This window comes from Mesorhizobium sp. M0244, assembly GCF_040321795.1.
Classification (GTDB): Bacteria; Pseudomonadota; Alphaproteobacteria; order Rhizobiales; family Rhizobiaceae; genus Mesorhizobium.
Genome location: NZ_JAMYSE010000029.1, coordinates 22,704 through 44,720 on the forward strand (window position 1 = coordinate 22,704; position 22,017 = coordinate 44,720).

General features: G+C 59.1%; 20 protein-coding genes and 1 pseudogene. 3 read left to right on the plus strand and 18 right to left on the minus strand.

Annotation, left to right across the window (positions count from 1 at the left end; translation table 11 throughout):
* Nucleotides 1-971: 971 nt before the first annotated feature.
* The 7 genes from NKJ08_RS18550 to purU all read right to left on the minus strand — a co-directional run bounded on the left by NKJ08_RS18550 (nt 972) and on the right by purU (nt 8,923).
* A complete protein-coding gene (locus NKJ08_RS18550; protein WP_352527244.1) occupies nt 972-1,757 on the minus strand; it encodes a 3-methyl-2-oxobutanoate hydroxymethyltransferase in 786 nt (261 codons plus the stop codon).
* A gap of 64 nt (nt 1,758-1,821) precedes the next feature.
* Entirely contained in the window at nt 1,822-2,607 is a 786-nt protein-coding gene (locus NKJ08_RS18555) for an ATP-binding cassette domain-containing protein (RefSeq protein WP_352527243.1), read from the minus strand.
* A complete protein-coding gene (locus NKJ08_RS18560) occupies nt 2,607-3,512 on the minus strand; it encodes an ABC transporter permease (protein WP_502896109.1) in 906 nt (301 codons plus the stop codon). The genes NKJ08_RS18555 and NKJ08_RS18560 overlap by 1 nt, the downstream gene beginning before the upstream one ends.
* 155 nt (nt 3,513-3,667) lie before the next feature.
* Nucleotides 3,668-4,729, minus strand: coding sequence for a substrate-binding domain-containing protein (locus NKJ08_RS18565; RefSeq protein WP_352527241.1), 1,062 nt, complete (start codon nt 4,727-4,729; stop codon nt 3,668-3,670).
* 473 nt (nt 4,730-5,202) lie between these two features.
* A complete protein-coding gene (locus NKJ08_RS18570; protein WP_352778880.1) occupies nt 5,203-6,219 on the minus strand; it encodes a sterol desaturase family protein in 1,017 nt (338 codons plus the stop codon).
* A 155-nt stretch (nt 6,220-6,374) separates the two neighbouring features.
* A complete protein-coding gene (locus NKJ08_RS18575; protein WP_352527304.1) occupies nt 6,375-7,382 on the minus strand; it encodes a LacI family DNA-binding transcriptional regulator in 1,008 nt (335 codons plus the stop codon).
* Between the two features lie 686 nt (nt 7,383-8,068).
* The gene (purU, locus tag NKJ08_RS18580) at nt 8,069-8,923 is read right to left on the minus strand and encodes a formyltetrahydrofolate deformylase (RefSeq protein WP_352527240.1); all 855 of its coding nucleotides are present in this window, start codon (nt 8,921-8,923) and stop codon (nt 8,069-8,071) included.
* Between purU and NKJ08_RS18585 the strand changes: the two genes are divergently transcribed.
* Entirely contained in the window at nt 8,913-9,185 is a 273-nt protein-coding gene (locus tag NKJ08_RS18585) for a hypothetical protein (RefSeq protein WP_352527239.1), read from the plus strand. The genes purU and NKJ08_RS18585 overlap by 11 nt on opposite strands.
* An 86-nt stretch (nt 9,186-9,271) precedes the next feature.
* Complete coding sequence (locus NKJ08_RS18590; RefSeq protein WP_352782579.1) at nt 9,272-10,324, plus strand: LacI family DNA-binding transcriptional regulator; 1,053 nt, start codon at nt 9,272-9,274, stop codon at nt 10,322-10,324.
* A gap of 75 nt (nt 10,325-10,399) precedes the next feature.
* Here the strand turns inward: NKJ08_RS18590 and NKJ08_RS18595 are convergent, their stop codons facing one another.
* The 3 genes from NKJ08_RS18595 to NKJ08_RS18605 form a co-directional block, all read right to left on the minus strand.
* Nucleotides 10,400-10,591 carry a transposase gene (locus NKJ08_RS18595; protein WP_502896108.1) on the minus strand — a complete coding sequence of 64 codons (192 nt, stop codon included), beginning with the start codon at nt 10,589-10,591 and terminating at the stop codon, nt 10,400-10,402.
* A 15-nt stretch (nt 10,592-10,606) separates the two neighbouring features.
* A complete protein-coding gene (locus NKJ08_RS18600) occupies nt 10,607-11,398 on the minus strand; it encodes an SDR family NAD(P)-dependent oxidoreductase (protein ID WP_352782581.1) in 792 nt (263 codons plus the stop codon).
* Between the two features lie 323 nt (nt 11,399-11,721).
* Complete coding sequence (locus NKJ08_RS18605) at nt 11,722-12,522, minus strand: AraC family transcriptional regulator (protein ID WP_352782583.1); 801 nt, start codon at nt 12,520-12,522, stop codon at nt 11,722-11,724.
* Nucleotides 12,523-12,683: 161 nt separating this feature from the next.
* Between NKJ08_RS18605 and NKJ08_RS18610 the strand changes: the two genes are divergently transcribed.
* Nucleotides 12,684-13,100 (plus strand): hypothetical protein, encoded by a 417-nt coding sequence (locus NKJ08_RS18610; RefSeq protein WP_352527303.1) that lies wholly within the window; start codon nt 12,684-12,686, stop codon nt 13,098-13,100.
* A 70-nt stretch (nt 13,101-13,170) separates the two neighbouring features.
* On the opposite strand, the pseudogene NKJ08_RS18615 reads toward NKJ08_RS18610, so the two are convergent.
* From NKJ08_RS18615 to NKJ08_RS18645, 8 genes and pseudogenes are all read right to left on the minus strand, one after another.
* Nucleotides 13,171-13,386, minus strand: a pseudogene (locus tag NKJ08_RS18615) (porin); the annotation flags it as partial.
* 116 nt (nt 13,387-13,502) lie between these two features.
* A complete protein-coding gene (locus NKJ08_RS39035; RefSeq protein ID WP_502896110.1) occupies nt 13,503-13,730 on the minus strand; it encodes an antitoxin Xre/MbcA/ParS-like domain-containing protein in 228 nt (75 codons plus the stop codon).
* A gap of 547 nt (nt 13,731-14,277) precedes the next feature.
* Nucleotides 14,278-14,628: a hypothetical protein gene (locus tag NKJ08_RS18620; RefSeq protein ID WP_352527235.1), complete on the minus strand. Its 351-nt coding sequence runs from the start codon at nt 14,626-14,628 to the stop codon at nt 14,278-14,280.
* A gap of 14 nt (nt 14,629-14,642) precedes the next feature.
* A complete protein-coding gene (locus NKJ08_RS18625; protein WP_352527234.1) occupies nt 14,643-16,520 on the minus strand; it encodes an IlvD/Edd family dehydratase in 1,878 nt (625 codons plus the stop codon).
* 64 nt (nt 16,521-16,584) lie between these two features.
* Nucleotides 16,585-17,565, minus strand: coding sequence for a D-erythronate dehydrogenase (gene denD, locus NKJ08_RS18630; protein WP_352782585.1), 981 nt, complete (start codon nt 17,563-17,565; stop codon nt 16,585-16,587).
* A 67-nt stretch (nt 17,566-17,632) separates the two neighbouring features.
* Nucleotides 17,633-19,174 carry an acetolactate synthase large subunit gene (locus NKJ08_RS18635; protein WP_352527232.1) on the minus strand — a complete coding sequence of 514 codons (1,542 nt, stop codon included), beginning with the start codon at nt 19,172-19,174 and terminating at the stop codon, nt 17,633-17,635.
* A gap of 53 nt (nt 19,175-19,227) precedes the next feature.
* Complete coding sequence (locus NKJ08_RS18640) at nt 19,228-20,016, minus strand: HpcH/HpaI aldolase family protein (RefSeq protein ID WP_352782587.1); 789 nt, start codon at nt 20,014-20,016, stop codon at nt 19,228-19,230.
* Nucleotides 20,017-20,215: 199 nt separating this feature from the next.
* Nucleotides 20,216-22,012 carry a hydantoinase B/oxoprolinase family protein gene (locus NKJ08_RS18645; RefSeq protein WP_352782589.1) on the minus strand — a complete coding sequence of 599 codons (1,797 nt, stop codon included), beginning with the start codon at nt 22,010-22,012 and terminating at the stop codon, nt 20,216-20,218.
* Nucleotides 22,013-22,017 lie beyond the last annotated feature (5 nt).

Sequence of the window (22,017 nt, forward strand, 5' to 3'; positions counted from 1 at the left end):
GAAGAATAAATACCTGATCCATCTTCTGTAATGGTAGTTCGGTTGCCATAGAGCAATCTGATGTACCGTCATTGCGCTATCAAGCATCTACCGTGACGTTTGGTATGGCTACGATGCTTTGCGGCGGCGACATTGGTGGATTCCGTGACACGAACGATACCGCGAGGCAAAGGCGCGCGAACATCGCCCCCATACCAACCCTTGGCCCGACAGGCGCAAACCTGCAGGCACGCACAGCCAAAGGTGGCGCCCGACACCATCAAATTCTCGCCGCTTTGTGGGCTGTGGCGATAATCACCGATGCCCCCGCAACAGATACAGAAGCCAGAGCCCCGTGGCAGGACAGCATGAAATAGTGATTGATGAAAAATGCTCGATTACAGAAACCACCGATGCCGACATTCGCTCGATTTCACAATTTGGTGACTTGCCAGCGAGTGGATCGGTTGCTCCATCGGGGCCCATCATAAATCAATGAATTCAATGGGATCCACGGAGGTTAGCCAGTTTTGGTTTGGCTAACCGAGCCATTAAACACCTCCAAGTTATTGAAAAATAACGATAATGGTAGGCCCGGAGCGACGTCGACTTTTCGACAAAAACAATCAGTTAGCGGGTGGTTCGTGCAAGAATCGCTGAGCGACCTTTTGACACCAGAATTCCTGTATTAGGTGGCGACGTGTGTCTCCGATGAGAAGGAGATTTGTAGCGCAAAGGCCCAAAATGTTTTCTTTCGAAGGCCGGGAGCTTAGCCGAGAAAAATGAATTCGCCCGTCAGGCCTTCGAATAAGCCTTTGATGTTCCTTTTGATATTTTTGAGTATGGTGGGCCGGAGGATATACAATGTCACGTCTGCCAATCGCTACCTTCAGATCGGCACGCCATCGAGGTCTCCCCTGCTCTACCGGTTGACTGGTAGCCCTAACGGGGCATTCGGGCGGCATAAGCCTCTGTGAAAGCTGGGGCACAGCTTACTCGCCTATTAGCTCCTGGAACTGCGCGAAGCTCGTATCGTCGATATCCACTTCGTGCTTGCGCTCAGGATACCGAAGTTGAGCCACGTCATCCGCGAACGCCCTGAACGCATCCACGCGCAGTCGCTGGACCGCTTCGAGTGCGGCCGGAATGTCCGCGTATTTTTTTGAGTGACGAGGATAGTGGCCTTTGTTGGTGCCTAGGACATCCGACGAAAAGAGGTATTGGGTATCGCAGACGTCGCCACAGCCCATGCCCTCGGTGATCATATGGGTGTTGCGCGTCAGGAAATCGGCAAGCTTGACCGGCACGACCTCGACCTCCACAGCCCAGGCCCCGGCGCTCTCAAGCGCCTTCATCTTGTGGTAAACGGCTGCCGCCTCCTCCGGCGTCTTGCCGATCGCCCGATAATTTGTCCATGTCGACCAACGGGGCACCAACCCGATGTGGCCCGTCACAGGGATTCCTTCCTTGGCCATGGCTTCGACGATTGGCAGGCTGCCAGCGAAATAGACCGCGTCCGCCCCCATCTCCAAGGCCTTAAAACCCTCTCGGATTCCGTCGGAAGGACCGCAGATCGACCCCTGAACCGAACCCGCCTGGATGAATACCCCCGGTGCTGCAGCCCTGATCCGGGACAGCATGTCGCCGACCTCACAGGTGAAGATGTCGATGCCAGCCTCTTCCGCGGCCGCTGCCTCGAGTTCGTCGTCGATATGCATTTCGAGGAACTTGCGCGTGCCCTTTTGCTGCAGCAGATCGTAGACCGATGGACGCTTCACCACTCTTCTCCCGAATATGCGAGAAATATCTGAGGGTGCGGCGCTTCCGCCGTACCCTAACTGCTCAGCTCTCGCCGAGGATCCGATGCAGGTCTTCGACCGTGACCTCGTCTTTGGCCATCTCAGCAATCTTATGGCCGCGCGCCATCGCGACGATGCGGTCCGACATGGCATGCACGTGATGCATGTTGTGCGAAATGAACACGGCCGAGATATTTTGCTCCTTAAGGCGGGCGGTCTGGTCCAGAACCTTGTTGGTCTCCTTGACTGACAGGTGGTTGGTCGGCTCGTCCAGGATCAGCACCTTGGACTTGAAGTGCATCGCTCGGGCGATAACCACAGCCTGCCGCTGGCCACCTGAGAGGTCGCTCACCGGGGTATCAGCGTCACGCAGGCCAAGATCCAGCGTTTCAACGGATTTCATCGCCTCCCGGCTCATCCGGTCGAAATCCATGATCCGCAATGGGCCAAGGCTGAAACGGATTGGCTCACGGCCGATAAAGATGTTCCGCGCAATGCTCATCTGCGGAATCATCGCGTTGTATTGATAGATGGTCTCGATCCCGAGTCGCATGGCATCCCGGGTCGAGTTCAAGACAACGGGCTTACCGTCGACCTCAATATGACCCTCGGTAGGCTTGTGTGCGCCCGCTAAGATCTTGATAAGGGTCGATTTGCCGGCACCGTTGTCTCCAACCAGGCCAACAATCTCGTTTCGCCCGACGTGAAAGTCGGTTGGCTTAAGGGCATTGACGGCACCGTACCATTTGGAAATGCCGCGCGCGGCGATGAGTGGAGTGCCGCGAGCGGCGACAGCCGCGGCGGCCGTCGAAAGTACGTTGACGCTCATTACCGCCTCCTGCTGAAGAATTGCCCTGCTTTGACGTTGAGCACCACCGACACAACAATCAGGACACCCAGGGCGGTTCGGAACCACTCGGCATTGACGCGCGACATGACCAGCCCGTTGTCGATCGATCGGATCAGGATCGCGCCAATGATCGCCCCGATAATCGAGCCAACGCCGCCAGTGAGGGCTGTGCCGCCAATCACCGCACCAGCGATGACTTCAAGCTCGAGGCCTGTGCCCATCGAAGGCAGCGGAGCCTTGGTGCGGAGCATCTGAATGATGCCGGCCAGTCCAGCAAGCAGCGAGCAGAGCATGAAAGCGGTGATCTTCACGCGGCGCGTGTTGATGCCGAGATCCTTCGCCGCTTGGGCTTGGCCACCGGTCGCGAAAATCCAGTTGCCGAAATCGCTGGCATGGAGCCAGACGCCAAGAACCACCGCCAGCCCTACGTACCAGATGAGCGAAGCGCGAATGTATCCGAAATTAACGACGAGCACGTCGCCGAATGGATAATCTGCCAACGCAAGGGGGTTTCCACCAACCGCCACAATCGACATGGAACGGGCAACGAACAGCATGCCAAGCGTGGTGATGAAAGAGGGGATGCCTAGTGACAGCGTCACCGCCCCGTTGATATAGCCGACCAGCAGCGCCAGCCCGAGGACCAGGACGAGGGCCAAATACGGATCAACGCCATACCGCGCCGTCAGCGCATGCAGGGTCATCGGCACCAGGGCGAAAACGGAGCCGACCGACAGATCGAATTCGCCTGCAATCATCAAGATCGTTACGCCAAGCACCACGATGCCCAGCTCGGGAAGGATCGTCAGCAAAAGCCGAGTGTTCGCATAGGACAGGAAAAACCCGGTGTAGAGCTGAAAGGCTGCGAACACCGCGACCAGCATCAAAAAGGCGCTAAACTCGGGCTTTGAGATCGCCTTTGACCAAAGCGACTTCCGAGAAGTGGGCTTCAAACCCGATGAAAGCTGCGATGCATGAAGAATGCTGGCGGCCTGGCCGCCAGCGTCTTTCCTGCGTCCGGGGACGCCCGGCGCGGTGTTCACCGGATGCCTTCCTTGGAGAGGGCCTCAATGGCGTCGATATTGTCCTTGGTCACCATCGCTTTGCCTGTGTTCACATCCCACGGACCGAGATTGTATTTTTTCATCATGAAAAGCTGGACGATCGGCAGATAGCCCTGCAGATAGGGCTGCTGGTCAACGGCCACCTGCTGATAACCGGACTTGATGGCGTCCATGACCGGCGGAACCAGGTCGAAGCCACCTACTTTCACCTTTCCTGCCGCGTAACCAAGGTCCTGCATGGCCAGAGCCGCCGGGAAGGCATTGGCAACATCGATGACCGCCGTAAGGTTCGGATTGGACTGAGCATATGCCGAAATTCGGCTCTGCTCGGTCGGCGTGTCGTAGGTCGCCTCGATCACTTCCCAAGTCACATTGCCCTTATGGATCTTCTTGTAGTCCTGGAGAAAGCGCTCAATACCATGAGTACGCTGGGCGGCCCAGGCTTGGGCTAGATCGACGCCGTTTACCACGACTTGGACATCGTCATCCGGAAAGGACTTCGCCATCTCGGCGGCGAGGTCGTAGCCGGCCTGTTCGAGGTCCTGGCCGATGAACGAGAGCCGCGCATTGCCTGCGCCGTGTTTGCTGTCGTCGACGTTGGCGGCGATAACCGGAATGCCCTGCTTGATCGCATCAGCGACCGACTCGTCCATGACGTCGTCGTTGATGATGGTCGTGACAATGCCGTCGACGTGCTGGGCGATTGAGGCGTCGAGGTTGGTTTTTTCTTGGGCGATGTCGCCGTCCTTGTCGAGGAAGAGCATCTGGCAGTCGACGTTCAGCTGCTTGCAGGCGTCCTGCATGCCGCGATTGACCGCGCCCCAGAACGGCTGCCCGGTGTTGGAATGCATAACGTAATTGAAGCGATACTCGCTGGCAGCGGCCGGCAATGCGATTGCGATGAATGCCGCCGACAGAGCGGTTACGGCTGCCGTGCGAGGCTTGAAAGCGCCAGGCCGGCGCGCTTGCTTATTAAATGACATATTGAACTTCCTCCCCTGTTGGGTTGTGCCGACGCTAATGGAGCCGACGGTCACCGCCCCAAGCCTCCCTGGACCGGCGTTGAATCAGGAGGGGTATCAATATCCTCCGCGCACGCCGCGGATTGACTGCGAGTCTCCTCCAGGTCGCTTCGGGCGCGTCGCCGATGCATTTCCGTGCATCTCCTCTGTGGCGCGCTATGGGCATTACCCGCGCAATGATGAACGGGCGGCCGGGCAGCGGCAACTTAGATCTTGATTAGATTTGATCAAAACCGGCGAATTGCCGTTGCCAAGGCAATTTAGTGGGCCACTCCGACGAGACGTCACTGTCTTCGACGTTTTCTGGTTAGTCCAGGGGGCGAGCCTCACCGACACGGCAGTCGAAGGCGCCGGAAGCTTCGGCATTGGTCGAAGCGGCGTGCGCCCTCCTGCTCGATCATCGAGGCTGCAGTCCATCCTCCAACGAAGATCTTTGGCCTTCCTGGAGCCCTATACGATACGGGAGCGGTTTAACCACCAGAGGCGACTCAGCCCTTCCCTGTGGCGGCTGCGTTTGCGCGCGCCTTCATCTTCTCGTAGCGGGCCTGCATGCGGGCCTCGCCTTCCTTGCTGCCGTCGTGGAAAGTGCCCAACCATCGGTCGAACGGGATGAGGCCGTCGCCGTAGTTCACCTCGAAATATTTGTGATGGAGGTAATGGATGTAGGCGTGGCTATCGATGCTGGTGTCCTCGCCGAGTTCGACCTTGTCGAAGCCGACATGACCGGGAATGGCGCCGAAGCCGGCGTAGTGGAGCTGGTAGAGCGCAAGGATGGGGTTGGACGGGATGACCAGGTGCCAGAGTGCAACGCCGAGATAGCCGAGCTGCTCGACCGGATGCATCGACAGTGACGACCACGGCGACGGGTTCACCGAATTGTGGTGCACCGAATGCACCCATTTGTAGAGCGGCGGCCAGTGGATTGCCCGGTGCAGCAGGAAGAAATGCGTCTCGTGGATGATTGGCACCACCAGCGCCAGGCAAAACAGGTAGACGGGGTGCTCGGCGACTGTCAGCCACGGCACGTAGCCATTGGCATAGGCGTAGAGGATCGCGACCTCGATCGCCGTCCAGATCGGCATGCCGGTGCCGAAGGTACGCAGCATGTTGTCGAGGTTCTGGTTCTCGAAGAAGAAAGCCTTGCTCTTCTGCTCCGAGGGCCATTTGCCGTTGTATTTGAAGCGATTGCCCTGGGCTCTCAAAATGTAGAGCCGGAGCTCGAAGACGCCGAAGAAGACAAGCAGCGCCGCGCAGTTGACGAGGAAGAGCCTGAGGATCCATCCGACGCTCAGCGTCTTCATGACCTCGACGTCGGGCAGCACGTAGTGCCACCACGCGACCGCCGAGAGCGCGAACAGCAGATTGTAGGGCAGGAAATAGTGCGGCAGCCATTTCAGCAGCGCCAGCGGACGCGGCGGAAAGGCGAACAGCGGCGCGGTGCCTGCCGGTTCGCTCGGAGCCCAGTCGCCCCTCTTGTTGCGCGTGCCGTATTTGAGATCGTCCATGGCGGGGCCTCGCAGGTAGGAAATCACCTCTGTCACCGGGCATCCCTGTTTACAATCTCGGCCATATCCTTCCCACGGCCAGAACTAAATGCCCTTGTTCATTCAGAGTAACATCGCTCCGAAAGGAAGGCCGTCAGTTCTTTGATCAGATCAGATCAAATGTTCTCGGCGGTGAAGGTTATGAATCGAATCGGCGGGTTCTCGATCGGAAGGTCGTGAATCCCAAGCCTGGACAGAACAAGGTCGATAGAGCGCCGAGCCTGTGCCTCCGGCGCCTGGTCAAACACCACGTCCATAGTTCCGTCGCGAAGGGCTTGAGAGCTCTTTTCGGTGAGCTCGTGCCCGACAAAAAAGATGTCGCGATCACGGGCATGGCGGCGCAACACGTCGTTGAGAGCGCCATTGGCGCCGCCCGCATTGTAAAGGCCGACAAGATCCGGACGCTGCTGCAAGGTTTCCCGGAGCATCATCGCGCTGCGCGTGTCTTCATCGCCACCGAACAGCACTTCAGCGAACAGAAAATCTCCCCGCGGGTGTTCTCCAAGATAATCGGAGAAGCCGCGAATACGGTCGCGATGAACCTGGTAAATGTGGCTGTGGCAGACACCCACGACAGTGCCGCCGCGTCTCTGCATGTGGCTCAGAAGATGCGCCGCCATGCGTCCCGCAGCATAATTATCGATGCCGATATACTCTGCCCTGGAGCCCGCTATGCGCGTGACAATCTGCACTGCAGGCATTCCGCGCGATTCGACCTGCGCCAGCGCTTCGCCAATGGACGGATGGTCCGGGACCGCCAGGATGAGACCAGATCGCCGAATACCGGGCTCGAGGATCCGCTGCGCGATAGCCTCGGGCCGGTCTTCCGGCAAAAACGTCCGCTGAACCATGATGGATTTGTCGAGCGATGCCGCAATCCGTTCGAATGCTGCCGACAGACGGGCAAAGAAGGTGGTCTCAGGTCGGACCAGCAGCACCTCAATGCGCAAGATGCCGCGGTGGGCTTCGGGCAGCCGGCGCTGGTAGTCGAGAGCTCGCGCCGCGGCGACCACCTTTTCGACTGTTTCGGGCCGAACCCCTCCCCTGCCGTTCAGCACGCGTTCAACTGTAGCGGTGCCGACGCCGGCCCGGCTGGCGATATCGAAAAAGGTCGGGTTGGAGATGAAACCCTCCGGTGATCTGAGCTCGACTAGCCTAGAGCCAAGTCTCCTCCATTCCAAAAGTCGCAGACTCTATGGAGCGGCGCTGCGGGGAAGCCAGGTCAAGCCGGACCTGATCCCCTTGGCTTGGCCAAAGACTGAATCAATCGATGGGTCCCTTTCTCTAGGGGCCGGAAAGCTTGAGCTGCATTACGCAGCCGGTCTGTCAGATATATGATTACGCAAAAACCGTTGCTTACACCATTATCATCCATTCCATTTCCAACGAGGGCCACGAATTTTGTGTCAGCTTGCCTGCCCTCGGCGCGAAATGATATGCGCGACAAACACAGTGCGCAGGTCGGCCGTACGCGCAAATCCGAAGGCTTTGGCAAGGCGCGACACTGCCGAAGCGCTCATGCCTGCGGCCGACGCAAGTTTTCGGCCATTCCTAAACGCCAGCAGGTCAGGATTCTCAAATGCCAGCCGCGCCAGATCATGAAGTTTGCCAGGGAGTTTGACATCCCTCGGGCAATACCGATTCTTATAGCCACGAAATCAGATGACCTATCAGGCGGCAGCGCTGACCGGGCAGGCAGATGTTCGAAAGGCGTCATCGGTTCCAATCCACGTCTATCGCATTTGGTGGTCGGGTTGGTTTCCGTTCGCTATGACCAGCGGCTCGGACCGCGATTTCGGCACGTCGCGCACTAGGCAAATACGACGGTCTTGTGCCCGCTCAGCATTACGCGGCGCTCCAGATGCATCTTCACGGCGCGGGCGAGCACGCGCGACTCGATGTCACGACCTGCCGCCACAAAGTCGTCGGCCGTCATAGAGTGCGTGACCCGCTCGGTTTCCTGCTCGATGATCGGTCCTTCGTCGAGATCCGGGGTCACATAGTGGGCGGTCGCGCCGATCAATTTCACGCCGCGGTCATGCGCTTGGTGGTAGGGTCTGGCACCTTTAAAGCTGGGTAAGAATGAGTGGTGAATGTTGATCGCCCTGCCAAAGAGGCGGCCTGAAAGCTCATTTGAAAAGACCTGCATGTATCGAGCCAATACCACCAACTCTGCACCGGTCTCATTTGTCAGCTGGAGCAGTTTTGCCTCTTGGTCCGGTTTGTTCTCCTTGGTCACTTTCCACAGATGAAACGGGATGTTTTCGATCTCCGCTGTACGACGCGCATTTTCATGATTTGAGACTATCCCAACGACCTCGGCGTCGAGCCAACCGACCCGGATCTGGTAGAGCAGGTGCAGCATTGCGTGGTCGAATTTCGATACCATAAGGATCACCTTAGGACGCCTGTCGATATCAGATATCGACATAGTCATGGCGAAGCGATCCGAGGCCGGGCGCAACACACGCTTGATGTCCTCGTTGCCGACGCGGTCAGTCACCGTGAACGCTATTCTCAGGAAGAAACGATTGGTCTGACGATCCCAGAACTGGGCGGACTCGGCGATGTTCGCACCGATCAACGCCAGCTCGCGGGTGACCTCCGCCACGATGCCAGGCCTGTCCTCGCAAGTGAGCGTCAGGATGAAGTTCTTGTCTGCCATATCGTCCTTTCTTGGGCTCGCGGAGCCACGTGCAATCGATCAGCCATTTGAGGAGGGTCTTCAAACCAAAATTTGGGTCCGTGAGCAGGTTCACGTCGGGCGCTATGTCCCTCTCGATCATCATCTTGGCCAGCCTAATGTCCTTGGCGACAGCATTGCCGGTTCCGATCCCGGATTGCCGGCCGGATCGTGGCGGTTACCGGGCTACCTCTCGCTGGCCGTTCGAGGATGCGCCTATGTCAAAGGCTTCGATCGGATCTGATGCCAGGAGCATACACGATTGCCGCTTGCAATATCAGCTATCTGAAATACTTTCTTTCAAATGCTTCAAATTCACTGGCTTGCGATTTGAAAGATTCTGGCAAATTCTCTACGCGGCGTCCAACCATTGCCGATCTGGCACGGCAGGCCGGGGTCAGCATCTCGACCGTCGATCGCGTGCTCAACGGCCGCGATCCTGTGCGCCGTGACAAGGCCGAGCGCGTACTTAGTGCTGCCGAAGAGATTGGCTTTCATGCAGCCGGCCTGATCCGCAAACGAATCGGGCCGGAGCGCCCTGCCAAGACCCTCGGCTTCCTGCTACAGCAGCCTTGGCGGCTGTTTTATCAGGATCTCGGCCACGCGTTGGCTGAGGAGACCAGAGCCAACCCACTCATCCAGGGAACGCCGCGCGTCGTCTTTGTCGACAACCTTGATCCTGCCGCGATCGCCGAGCAGATGAACCAGTTGGCCAAAAGCGTCGATGCGCTCGCGGTGGTTACCGCCGACCATCCGCATGTCTCACGGGCGGTCGACGGCTTCGCTGAACGCGGTGTCCCGGTCTTTGCCCTGATCTCGGAACTGTCCGCGCAAAACCGGCTTGGCTATGTCGGCCTCGACAATTTCAAGGTCGGCAGGACTGCCGCTTGGGCTATTTCGGGATTGTGCAACAAGCCCGGCAAGGTCGGCATCCTGGTCGGCAGCCATCGCTATCGCTGCCAGGAGCAGAACGAGATGGGCTTTCGCTCGTATTTCCGCGAGCACGCATCAGATTTCTCGTTGATCGAGCCACTCGCCAGCCTTGAGGATTCGCGCTACTCGGCAGAAATCACTCGCGAGCTGTTTGCGAGGAACCCTGATCTCGTCGGCCTCTACGTCGCTGGCGGTGGCATTCGCGGCGTCATGCAGGCTTTGCGGGAACAGCCGGATTTCCAGCGCATCATCACCGTCGGTCACGACCTGACGGCAGAGACGCGAACGGGATTAATCGATGGCGTGCTCAAGCTGGTAATCTCTCATCCGATACAAAACCTGTCGCAGACGGTCGTTGCCGCGATGGCGCTAGCGGCAACTCAATCTCGTCAGGAGGCATCTGTCCCGGTAGTGCTACCTTTCGATCTGCATGTCTCGGAAAACGTATGATATTCCCACCACGCACGCGTTTCTGTCCGGGAACAGGCCCGGTTGTTCGCATCGTCTTCTAAGGCCTGTTGAGATTCATCGAGAGAAAAAGGCCGGCAGGTCACGCCACGGGCTTCCCGCGCGCGCGATCCATAGAACCGCCTCAATGAAGCGCCGGTTGTCGCCTCCACTTCGTCCGGGGTCTACCGGCTTACCCAGACAATGCGGTTCCATCTTCGCCCATTGGGCGTGCGATGAGCTCGGAGGCCCGTACAGTAAGACCGCCAAGCCGTCGCGAGATGATCAAATGGTATCGACGACGCCGCCGTCGACACGAAGCGCCGCGCCTGTTGTCGCAGATGCCTGCGTCGGACAAACATACACGACCATGTTTGCGACTTCCTCGACGGTCGCTGCGCGCTGGATCACGGAGCTCGGACGATGCTGCCACACAAACTCGGTTGCGACCTCCTCAAGGGATTTGCCTTGCGCGGATGCTGTCTCCTTGAGCATCGATGCGACCCCGTCCGACAAGGTAGGTCCCGGCAGGACGGAATTGACGGTCACGCCAGTGCCGGCCATCCGTTTGGCAAGGCCGCGCGAAATGGCTAGCTGCGCGGTTTTGGTGAAGCCGTAGTGGATCATTTCCGGCGGAATGTTCAAGGCCGACTCGGACGAGATGAAGACCACTCTTCCCCAACCCTTTGCCACCATTCTCGGCAAATACCCACGCGCCAACCGCACGCCGGACATGACATTCGACTGGAAGAAGCGCTCCCATTCCGTGTCGTCGATGTCGAAGAAATCTTGAAGAGCGTAGATGCCAAGGCAGTTCACAAGGATATCGCAGTTTGGATGTTCGGCCAGCATTTTCTCGCACGTCTGCGGTATTGCTAGATCTCCAGCAAAGCCCGTCACCTTCGCATTCGCGTAGCTCCGTCGGATATCATTCAGCGCCCGGTCAACGCTCTCCCGGGTTCTGCCGTTGAGAACAACTTCGGCTTCACTCGCCGCCAACCCCTTCGCTATCGCCAAACCGATACCGGCGGTCGATGCGCTGACCACGGCCTTCTTTCCCGATAGGTTAATTATCACTGTTCATCCTTCCATTGCGCCGAGGCATTTCGGAGTTTCAGTCCACGCCGGAGCCGCAACGGACAGGAGAAGAAATACGCTGCCCCAATCTGTGATGCATCGGAGAGCAGCGCGGAAATCGCCAAACCCATCGGCTCGCGTCAAACTTGCGGGAGATGGTAGACCCAAATGGGCTTTGGCGTCACTGCGCCATACGGCCAGCAGATGTTTCAATCCCGCCAAACAGTTCAGGATCACCGGTCGAAGCGCCCGGCATTGATCTAAAATTATGGTCATCCCTACGTGCCACGAGGTTGAAACCCTATGGCTACTCGCAGACTGGTTCAGACCTGCTTCTGCTGCTCGAGCAGGTAGCGACCCGGAGGCTTGCCGAGCACCTTACGAAACATCACGACAAAGCTGCTCGCGCTTTCGTAGCCCAGATCGTGAGCAACAGTTTGCACGCTCTCGCCGGCCGTCAGGCGCTGGAGGGCAAGGATCACATGCAGTTGCCGACGCCAGCGGCCAAAACTCATGCCGATCTCCTCCATCAACAGGCGGCTGAGGCTACGTTCACTAAGCGCGACGCGCGCGGCCCATACGCCAAGCGTCGCGCGATCCGCTGGGTTAGCCAGCAATAGCTCCGCGAGCTTCTTCAGTCGCGGATCCTCGGGGATCGGAAGTCGGAGATTCTCGATCGGTGCAGCTGCGAGCTCGTCGAGGGCGACGGAGACGAGGCGGCCGTCATGACCCTCAACCTCATAGAGTTCCGGGAGGTCCACTACCCGGACCAGCAATTGTCGCAGAAGACTCGATACGGCGATCGTGCAGCATTCAAGCGGAAGGTTCGCGGTCGCCCTGGGCTCGACAAAGATGCAGAAGCACTCGATATCGCCCACGCCGAAGGCGGTATGCGGCAACCCCCCGGGAATCCATACCGCGCACCGCGGTGGCACAATCCAGATGCCGTCGTCGACTTCGCAATTGATGATCCCGCGGACCGTGTAGAGCAGTTGTGCCTTCTGATGGCTATGCCGTCGGGATCGCTCCCATCTCTCCATGTTGCCGGCAAAGCTGACCGCGATGAGATCACGGGGAACAGTATCGACATGCGCAGCCAAATCGATGCCGACGTCGAGATGCATGCAAAGCCTCTTTCGGGTACGCGAACGTGGCCGGATTGATACATATTGTGGCTAACTTGCGCAATGACGCCGCAGCCCTCGGTATCTACTCTGTCCAGCAAATGGCCTGGGCTCGAGCCACAATTTTCCATCGAGCTCGTCTTTTCTATTGGAGTTGCGTCATGGTCTTGGACACATCCGAATTTCCACTGGTGTGGATGCGCAATGTAGCTGCTACGGGTCCGTCCGACGCCGACGCGGTGTTCACTGTCTTCGAAGAACTGTTGCGTCGCGGTGAAACCTTCATTCTGATGAGCGAGCCGAGCGACCATTCGCCTGCTCACGAGCACACTCAAGAAGAAAAGAAACGCACATCGCTCTGGATGAAGAAGCACCGGCGCGAGCTAAAACTCGTCAAGGCGATGGTGATGATCGAGCCGAGCATCGCGAAGCGGCTTGCGATGAAGCCCTTTTCCATGATGTTTGAGAAGTTCTGGGGTTACCCGATGTTGATGGCCAATAATCGGGACGAGGCGCTGGCGATTGCACGAAAACTGCTCAACGACAACGCATCGGTGTCGCGGCCGGCGGCCGGCTGAGGCCGAGGAGCAGAACGGGGTGAGGAATCCGGTGCCCGCAGCATATGCCGCGGGCTCCGAGTACAATCTGTCAGAAGGAACGAATCCCTCCGATCGCGTCGTTGCCTATGTCGAAGTTGCGGTAATCGACCTCGGCCGTAACCTTGAGGCCCGGAACAACAGTGTAGGCGACATTTGCCGCCAGCCCGAAGGTCTTGCCCTCATCATAGGACAGCTGGACGTTGAAATCCGTCTTCTCATTGATGTTGTAGGTGCCGCCGCCCTAGACAGCCCAGTTGCCATTCCATAGCCTGCTACGACAAAATATCGAAGGGCATATGGCGAGCCGATCAATACTGACATCGCAGTCAGCTCCGCGGCCGAACAAATTGTCGGCAATAGTGCACTTTCGGCAGGTCAGCTTCAGCGCGTGGAGAAGCCTCGTGCAGCTGAAATGACATCCGCGACCAAGTCCTGCCTGAGCATTTCGACGGGAACGCGACCATCGAGAAGGGGCGAAGGGCGGATCAACCAAAGCCATGCCACCCTGGGACAGGTGATCAAGGAAAGCACGTCCCGTATTCCTGGAACAGGTCTGCCATCGACGAATTGAGCCATCGGGAAGACATGCTTCCGGGAGCCCTTTCGCAGTGCAACAACGTCGTTGCGACGTTGCTACCAATGCAATGTCGATCGCGGTATGCGGAGGGTTTTTCCAGATAGGTCGATCCGACCACCCGGCCCGCCCAGTTTTCGATACCCGCAGATCCGAGATCGCTAAAGCCATCGCGCGCTTCGACAACATGGGTCTCGCGCGCGCTCTCGATTTGTGCCCCGGGAGAGGCCCCTGATCGCTATCGACACTGGTTCCGAAACGACGCGCAGCCTCAACTGCGAGCACGTGAACAAATTCCGAGGCCAGGCCGGCGAGGTCATTGTGGATGGCAACGTTGCCAGCCGAAATCAAACCATGCGTTTTTATGACCTCATTGTACTGAGCCAGCACGCGTTCGACTTCCTTTGCAATGAAGCTTTCAAACTCATCCCTGTGAATTCCATTTGCAAAGTCCACAGACTTAGCCATTTCGTGGCCCCCAAGTCCTGAAATGCATTGGCAACGGTGCATGCCCCCACCACCCGCGTGCTCTGTTGATCTCGTCCTCCGGTGTGTGTTCTTGTTGACCAGGCGTCCTTGCAGCTAACGCCTCGCCGTCGTTCCAGTGGCTTCGTGTTCCCGAATCTCCATCGCCGTCGGGACACGCCCGGCGGTGGCGGCGACGTCGAATACCTGGTCCTGGGTCCGCTCGAAGAAATCGGCGGAAGCTGAAGGGCTCGACGGCAATTGTGAATTCTGAAATGAGCCGAAGGCGCCGCGGTCAGCCCAAGCGGTGAATGTGGTGAGCAACAACGGCTCCTCCGGATTTTCCATCCGGAAGCGAAACAGGAATCCAGGCGCACACGCTGCCGCCGTCCCTACGCCATCTATGTGCCTGCGACCGTTTTCGATGTGCTCTGGTTTGCACCAATGATGTACGATGCGAACGAACAATTGACCTCTCCAATTCAGTGATTGTTGCGCGGCACGTTCCCGGACTGGGCAACCCTCTGGTACTTGACCGCCGGCTTCAAAATCATGCCGCTGCCGAGCTGATCCACCATCTCGCGCTGGATCTCCTGCCATGGCGTCTGGCTTGCAGCAATCTTGAAGCCACCGGACTCAACGAGCTTGGAGCGCCTCAGTGCGAACTCTTCATCCGAGATCAAGATGTTCGCCGTCCCCTGCTTGAGGTCGATGCGTACCCGGTCGTTCGTCTCAAGCAGGGCGAGCCCGCCACCCGCGGCCGCTTCCGGAGAGGCATTGAGGATGGAGGGCGAGCCCGAAGTACCCGACTGGCGGCCATCGCCGATGCAAGGCAGCGACAGTATGCCCTTTTTTATGAGTAGCGCCGGCGGCTGCATGTTCACCACCTCCGCCGCACCCGGATAGCCGATCGGTCCCGTTCCCCGCATGAACAAGATGCAGTTTTCGTCGATCTTCAGCTCTGGATCGTCGATACGGTGGTGGTAGTCTTCCGGACCCTCGAAGACGATGGCGCGGCCTTCGAACGCTTCGGGGTCCTTCGAGTTCGAGAGATAACGTGACCGAAATTCGTCCGAAATTCCGCTCGTCTTCATCACCGCATTTTCGAACAAATTGCCCTTCAGCACTGCGAAGCCGGCTTCCTTGCGCATCGGCTTGGTCACCGGGAAAATCACCCTGTGATCCAGGACGCTGGCGTTCGCGCAATTCTCGCCTATCGTGCGCCCGTTGACGGTCAGCGCGTCCTCGTGAACCAGCTTTCCCTTCATCAGTTCGTTGACCACAGCAGGAACCCCACCGGCGCGATGGTATTCTTCGCTGAGATATTCCCCCGCTGGCTTCACATTCACGATCAACGGTACCTTGCGGCCGACCTTTTCCCAGTCCTCGATGCTCAGCTCGACGCCGATATGGCGGGCGATGGCATTGATGTGGATGGGTGCATTGGTTGATCCGCCGATAGCGGAGTTGACAACGATGGCGTTTTCGAACGCCTTCCGAGACAGGATGTCGCTGGGCTTCAGGTCCGCCCACACCATCTCGACCGCCCGCCTCCCCGTCTCGTAGGCGATCTGCCCGCGCTCGCGATAGGGTGCGGGAATTGCAGCGCAACCCGGGAGGCTCATGCCGAGCGCCTCGGCAAGTGAGTTCATGGTGGTGGCAGTGCCCATCGTGTTGCAGTGGCCCACCGAGGGAGCGGATGAGGCAACGATATCCATGAACTCGTCATAGCCGATCTCGCCTGCAGCGAACCGCTCGCGGCTTTTCCAGATGATGGTGCCGGAGCCGGTGCGCTCGCCTTTCCACCAGCCGTTCAGCATCGGTCCGCCGGAAAGGACGATGGCGGGAATATTCACGGTGGCTGCCGCCATGATGCAGGCCGGAGTGGTCTTGTCGCATCCCGTGGTCAGCACAACGCCATCCAGCGGATAGCCGTAGAGCACTTCGACGAGGCCGAGATAGGCGAGGTTTCGGTCCAGCGACGCTGTCGGGCGCTTGCCCGTTTCCTGGATCGGGTGAACCGGAAATTCGAGGCACAGCCCACCCGCGGCCGTAATGCCGTCGCGGACACGCTTGGCGAGTTCGAGATGATGACGATTGCACGGCGACAGATCGGATCCGGTCTGCGCGATGCCGATGATCGGCTTGCCCGACTGCAATTCCTCCCGCGTGAGGCCGAAGTTCAAATAGCGCTCCAGATAGAGCGCCGTCATGCCGGGGTTGTCGGGATTGTCGAACCAGAGCTTGGAACGCAGGTTGGCCTTCTTTCGTTCGGCACTCTGCACTGCGGATGCAACGCTTTCGCCTGGCCTCGCCGTGGCACCGTTGGCATGAGGTCTGCTCTTGTTGTTGTCGGCCATTTCCGGATTCCTGTGTCAGTCCGTTTTGTTTCCCGATCCCCGTTCAGAGGGACGAGGAAACCATTCAACCTTCGAATTTTCCGCCGAGTTCGTCCTCGATGTGGGCGAGGATGATCTCGTCGAAGTGGTTCTCCACGGTGAAGCCCAGTTCCCGCGCTCGCTTGGCCTCGACGCGCGGCTTGACGCCGACGATGCGTTGGATGCGTTCGTCGGGTTCGTACCGGATGCGTGCAGCGACCCTCGCGCCGGCAATCCGCTTGAGCGCCGCGATCTGCTCGCCGACGGTGCAGTTGATGCCGGGCACGGTAAGACTGACGTTCGAGCCGAGTTGCTCGCGGTTAAGGCTGGCGGCATGAATCAGGAAGCCCACTGCCGAGCGCGGCGATGCATGAGTGTGCGTGACGGTCTCGGGCACGGGCAGGATCGCTTCCTGCCCGGCCAGAGGCTCACGAATGATGCCGGAAAAAAAGCCGGAGGCTGCGGCATTTGGCTTGCCTGGCCGCACGCAGATGGTCGGCAGCCGGATGCCGACAGCGTCGACAAAGCCCCTGCGTGTATAGTCCGCGAGCAGCAGTTCGCAGATCGCCTTCTGCGTCCCGTAGGATGTCCGCGGCGTCAGGTGGAAATCATCCGCAATGGTAGCGCCGAATGGAGCGCCGAAGACCGCGCCGGACGAAGCGAAGATCAGCTTTGGATGATAGTCGCGATCAGCCTTGCGTATCGATTCCAGCAGATTGTGTGTGCCGCCGAGATTGATCCGATAGCCCTTTTCGAAATCGGCTTCCGCCTCGCCGGACACGACGGCTGCGAGATGGAAGATAATATCGGGACGCTCGCGGATGGCCCTGTCGCTCTCGCCCGGCGCCGAAATGTCCGCTGCGACGGCTTCGACGCTGCCGCCAAATCCGACAGGTGCCGGAGGAGCCACGATATCGATGAGGGTCATCTTGCCGATCGGCTTGCCGTTCAGCCCGCCGTCATTCAGGAGCCGCTCGGTGAGTTTGCGACCGATCATGCCGGCCGCGCCGATTATGAGAATATGCATTTGGTGCTCTACCTCACGCTGATTTCGTCGCCCAAATTGTCCCGATCGCTGAACCGACCGTTGGCGCTCACATGACCAATTCCACGAGGTAAGGCCCGGGCGTTGCCAGTCCGCGACCGAGTTGGTCGGCCAACTCTTCAAGTGTCGTCGCCCGACCTGCCTCCACGCCCATGGAACGAGCAAGGCCAACCCAATCGAGGTCCGGACGCCCGATGTTGAGCAAGTCCAGGGCTTTCGGTCCCGGACTTGGCACACCGACATTCGCAAGTTCCTGCTTGAGGATCGCGTATTCGCGATTGGCGAAAATCACGGTGGTAATGTCGAGGCCCTCGCGCGCTTGCGACCAGAGCGACTGAAGGGTGAACATCCCGCAACCATCCGCCTCGAGACAAAGCACCTTGCGATCAGGACACGCAATTGCCGCCCCGGTGGCCGCTGGCATGCCAAAGCCGATAGAGCCGCCGACGTTCTGAAGCCAGTCATGCGGTCGGGAATTTCTTGTTGCCGGGAACAGCCCGCGGCCGGAGGTCACCGATTCATCGACGACGATGCCCTGGTCTGGAATAAGCGCACCGATTACAGCCGCCAAGCCGGGTAGTGTGATTGCTCCGTGGGGTAAAGCCGGGGGTTCAAGGGCTTCGACTTTTCTATCGGTGCGGGCGCCGATGAGATCCGCGAGGGCCGCCAGCGCCTGAACGATGTCTTCGTCCGGAGTCGCAAGCGTCGCAACTTCGCAGCTTTGCGGCAGCAACACACTCGGCTTTCCAGGATGGGCGAAAAACGCTACCGGCACTTTCGCACCCGCCAGCACGATGGTGCTCAGTTCCCCCAGTGTGTCGAGAGCGTGACTAATTGAATACTGGAGACGTTCGACAGCCAGCCGTCCCGCCCCGCGCTCGAATCTCGGATTGAAGGTTTCCGCGAGAAGGTGCGCACCAGTTGCCTCAGCGATACGGGCCGCATATTTCAGCCCGTCCCCAAGCAGTGCGGCGTTACCCAGAAACAGCAGCTTCGGTCCAGGACCGCGCAGCGCTTCGGCTGCGAGCGTGATTACCTTGTCATCGACGATCGCACGCGCGGGCGGCGGCGGCACTTCAGTCGGTCCGACAGCCTCGCCCCAGGCAGTATCTGCGGGAAGGATCAGCGTCGCCACACCAGCCGTCGGGCTTCGGGCGGCAACGATGGCATCGGCGCCATCTCGCGACACTGCATTCGCATCGCGCGACGTGCGCACCCATTTGGAGAATGGCCGAGCGGTTCCCTCGACGTCGGAAGTGAGAGGTGCGTCGTGCTGGCGATGGTAGCTCGTATGATCCCCGACGATATTGACGACAGGTGTCCGCGCACGCCCGGCATTGTGCAGGTTTGCATTCCCATTCGCGAGCCCCGGCCCGAGATGCAGCAATGTCGCAGCCGGTTTTCCGGTCATGCGGGCGTAGCCGTCAGCTGCTCCTGTTACGACGCCCTCAAACAGCCCCAGGACGCAGCGCATCCCGTCGATGCGATCAAGCGCCGAAACGAAATGCATCTCGGAGGTACCAGGATTCGTAAAGCATACATCCACTCCGCCATCCAGCAGAGTATGCACCAAGCTCTCGGCCCCATTCATTGAATGGGATCCTTCTGAACTTCGATTCTTAATTTTAGGGCTGTCCAGCATTTCTAATAGCTCTTCAAAAGAAGGGGTCTATTTTCACTTTCCATCGCGCTTAGTTCTTCCGAGGCGCGCGCAGCAAGGTATCTGCTGTCGCTCGCGAGGGTCACGAATTGCCAGCCCTTGGCCGCCATCTTCAGTGCGTAACTGCTGCTCGCGTTATGAAGACCTGGGATCACCTTGTGCCGCTTGCACGCCGCCAGGATGGTTTCGAGCGCCTTGACGACCGGCTCCTCGGTCTGATCGACCTGGGGGGTGCATCCCAATGTAAGCGACAGATCCGCCGGGCCAACGTAGGCTCCATCAACGCCGGGCGTGCCCAGGATTTCGTCAATATTCTCCAGCGCCTCCTTCGTTTCGATCATCGGCATCACGATGACCGTATCGTTGGCGTGCTGGGCGTAGTCTGAACCGGCATACAGGGAGGCCCTTATCGGACCGAAGCTGCGATTGCCTTTCGGGGCATACTTGCAAGAGCGCACGAGTTGCTCTGCTTCCTGGCGCGAATTGATCATTGGACAGATGATCCCATAGGCCCCGGCATCCAGCATTTTCATGATCGATGCCGGCTCGTTCCAAGGCACGCGGACCAGCGGAATTGTGGTCGTCGTCGAGATTGCTTGAAGCATCGTGACAGCGATCTGGTAGTCGATGAGGCCATGCTGCATGTCGATGACCAGAGAATCGAAGCCCTGATGCGCCATGATCTCTGCAGAGAAGCTCGAAGGTATCTGCAGCCAGCCATTGACGACCATGCCGCCACCGGACAACTTCGATCTCACGGTATTCTCGCGCATCTTGAGACTCCTTCCTGGGTAGCCGCCGGCAACTTTCATCACCCTCTTCACGAGGCAGGGTGCTTCGGTTTCGGGGGCTGCTTGTCTCTTATCGTGGCCAAAACAGCTGCGACCTGACGCACCCATCGGGTACCCCGGTCAGCATCAGCTGGTCTCGCGCTATTGCACTAGGCCAAGCAGACTGGTTGGGATGCTGCGCTCACGCGCCGCTCCCCTTGCCAGTCTTCCGGAGAGCTGCGGTTGCCACAGGATCATGCTCGAAGGTAACGGGATCAACGACAACGCCGTAAATGTTACGAGCGGCAGCGGGACTCACCAGACCTTCCTCGACGTCGAAAACGACACGTTCGGGATCGCGGGCATGAGGATCGCCATACCCGCCGGCACCGGATGTTCTCCAGCTGAGCACGTCCCCTTCGTCCAGCGTATAGGTGCCTTTCGAATTGAGCTCGCGCTCGCCGCTTTGGCCGGCATTGAGCAGCGTGACGCCTTTCGTTCCGCTATGGCCTCCGAACAGGCCAAAGGGCGCGAATTTCACGCGATCGCCGAGGTTGAACATCTTCACATTGCCGACTGTCAGCTGCAAATCGCGCCGCACACCGAAGCCGCCACGGAACGTGCCGGCGCCAGCCGAGTCGGGGATCAGGCCGAAATGTTCGAACAACACCGGCCTGCGGCTCTCCTGCACCTCGATGGGCACGTTGCTTGCGTTCGCGGGAAAGGAGGTGGCCTCGAGGCCATCCTTGTTCGACCGCGCACCGACACCACCCATGGTCAGCTCCCAGCAGACGAAAGGCTGGCCCGTCTTCGGATCGAGACCACCAAGGATCGGGTTGAACATATGCGAGCCAGCCGCCAGGCTTCGGCCAGGAACCGCCTGCGAAAGGGCTGCCATCACCACCTCATAGATGCGCGGCGAGTTCACGGCACGGCCGCCGCAGGGTGCCGGCCGGCGCGGATTGAGAAAACAGCCTTCCGGAGCCGTGACCGTGATAGCGCCGATGATCCCCTGATTTTGCGGCAGGTTCGGCAGGGTCACGCTCTTGACCGCCGCAATGGAGTAAGCGGTCGTGTAAGTGAGATAGCTGTTCATGCCGGCGTCGCGCTGTGGGCCGCTCCCGGTCCAGTCGACGTTGATGCTGTCTCCGGAGACCGTTACCGTCACCTTGAAAACAACCGGGTCCGTGCCCGGCCCGACATCGTCCATGCAATCTTCGTAGGAGTAGGTCCCTGGTTTGAGTTCGCGCAATGCATTGCCCATCGCTTCCTTGCTGCGCGACAGGATTTCGGACATGCAACCACGCAGCGTCGGCGCCCCGTAGCGTTGACCGAGTTCACGCAACCGCCGCGACGCACCCATGTTCGAGGCGTATTGCGCGCGGATGTCGCCGAGCACATCGGAGACCCGGACGTTTGCTTCGATCATCCTGAAGATGTCGGCATTTGGCTCGCCCGCCGTGTAAAGGCGGGTCGGCATGATGCGCAACCCTTCCTGGTAGTTGTCGAACAGCCCCGCAACGCTTTGCGATCCGCTGGCCGCCCCACCGATGTCGATCTGGTGCGCGATGTTCACGGCATACCCCAGAAGCTGGTCGTCCAGGAAGGCGGGAGAAACCATGTAGATGTCCGGCAGATGCCCAGACCCGATCGCCGGATCGTTGCAGATGATCGCGTCACCTTCGCGAAGCGACTCAACAGGAAAGTTTGCAAGCATTCTGCGAACCGCGAAGGCCATGGAGCCCAGGTGGCCAGGGCTGTAATCGCCCTGTGCGATAAGGTTGCCGTCGGGATCGAAGACAGCCGTCGAGAAGTCCGTGCCCTCCCGAACCGCAACGGAGTAGGCCGTACGGCTCAGCGTGACGCCCATCTCAGCAGCGATGGTAAGCAGTCCTCCCCAGACGACGGAGAAGGTTACCGGGTCGATTCTTTCCGGTGTGCCCATTTGATTTCCCTCGTAGAAGAAAGTTTCCGGGTCGATCTTTGCCGGTTTGCCCATTTGAT

Excerpts from the sequence above, each read along its gene's own strand:
- NKJ08_RS18645 (WP_352782589.1), bottom strand. The coding sequence starts at position 22,012 with ATGGGCAAACCGGCAAAGATCGACCCGGAAACTTTCTTCTACGAGGGA.
- NKJ08_RS18635 (WP_352527232.1), bottom strand. The coding sequence starts at position 19,174 with ATGAATGGGGCCGAGAGCTTGGTGCATACTCTGCTGGATGGCGGAGTG.
- NKJ08_RS18610 (WP_352527303.1), top strand. The coding sequence starts at position 12,684 with ATGGTCTTGGACACATCCGAATTTCCACTGGTGTGGATGCGCAATGTA.
- NKJ08_RS18555 (WP_352527243.1), bottom strand. The coding sequence starts at position 2,607 with ATGAGCGTCAACGTACTTTCGACGGCCGCCGCGGCTGTCGCCGCTCGC.
- NKJ08_RS18640 (WP_352782587.1), bottom strand. The coding sequence starts at position 20,016 with ATGCGCGAGAATACCGTGAGATCGAAGTTGTCCGGTGGCGGCATGGTC.
- NKJ08_RS18570 (WP_352778880.1), bottom strand. The coding sequence starts at position 6,219 with ATGGACGATCTCAAATACGGCACGCGCAACAAGAGGGGCGACTGGGCT.
- NKJ08_RS18560 (WP_502896109.1), bottom strand. The coding sequence starts at position 3,512 with ATGCTGGTCGCGGTGTTCGCAGCCTTTCAGCTCTACACCGGGTTTTTC.
- NKJ08_RS18605 (WP_352782583.1), bottom strand. The coding sequence starts at position 12,522 with ATGCATCTCGACGTCGGCATCGATTTGGCTGCGCATGTCGATACTGTT.
- purU (WP_352527240.1), bottom strand. The coding sequence starts at position 8,923 with ATGGCAGACAAGAACTTCATCCTGACGCTCACTTGCGAGGACAGGCCT.
- denD (WP_352782585.1), bottom strand. The coding sequence starts at position 17,565 with ATGCATATTCTCATAATCGGCGCGGCCGGCATGATCGGTCGCAAACTC.
- NKJ08_RS18625 (WP_352527234.1), bottom strand. The coding sequence starts at position 16,520 with ATGGCCGACAACAACAAGAGCAGACCTCATGCCAACGGTGCCACGGCG.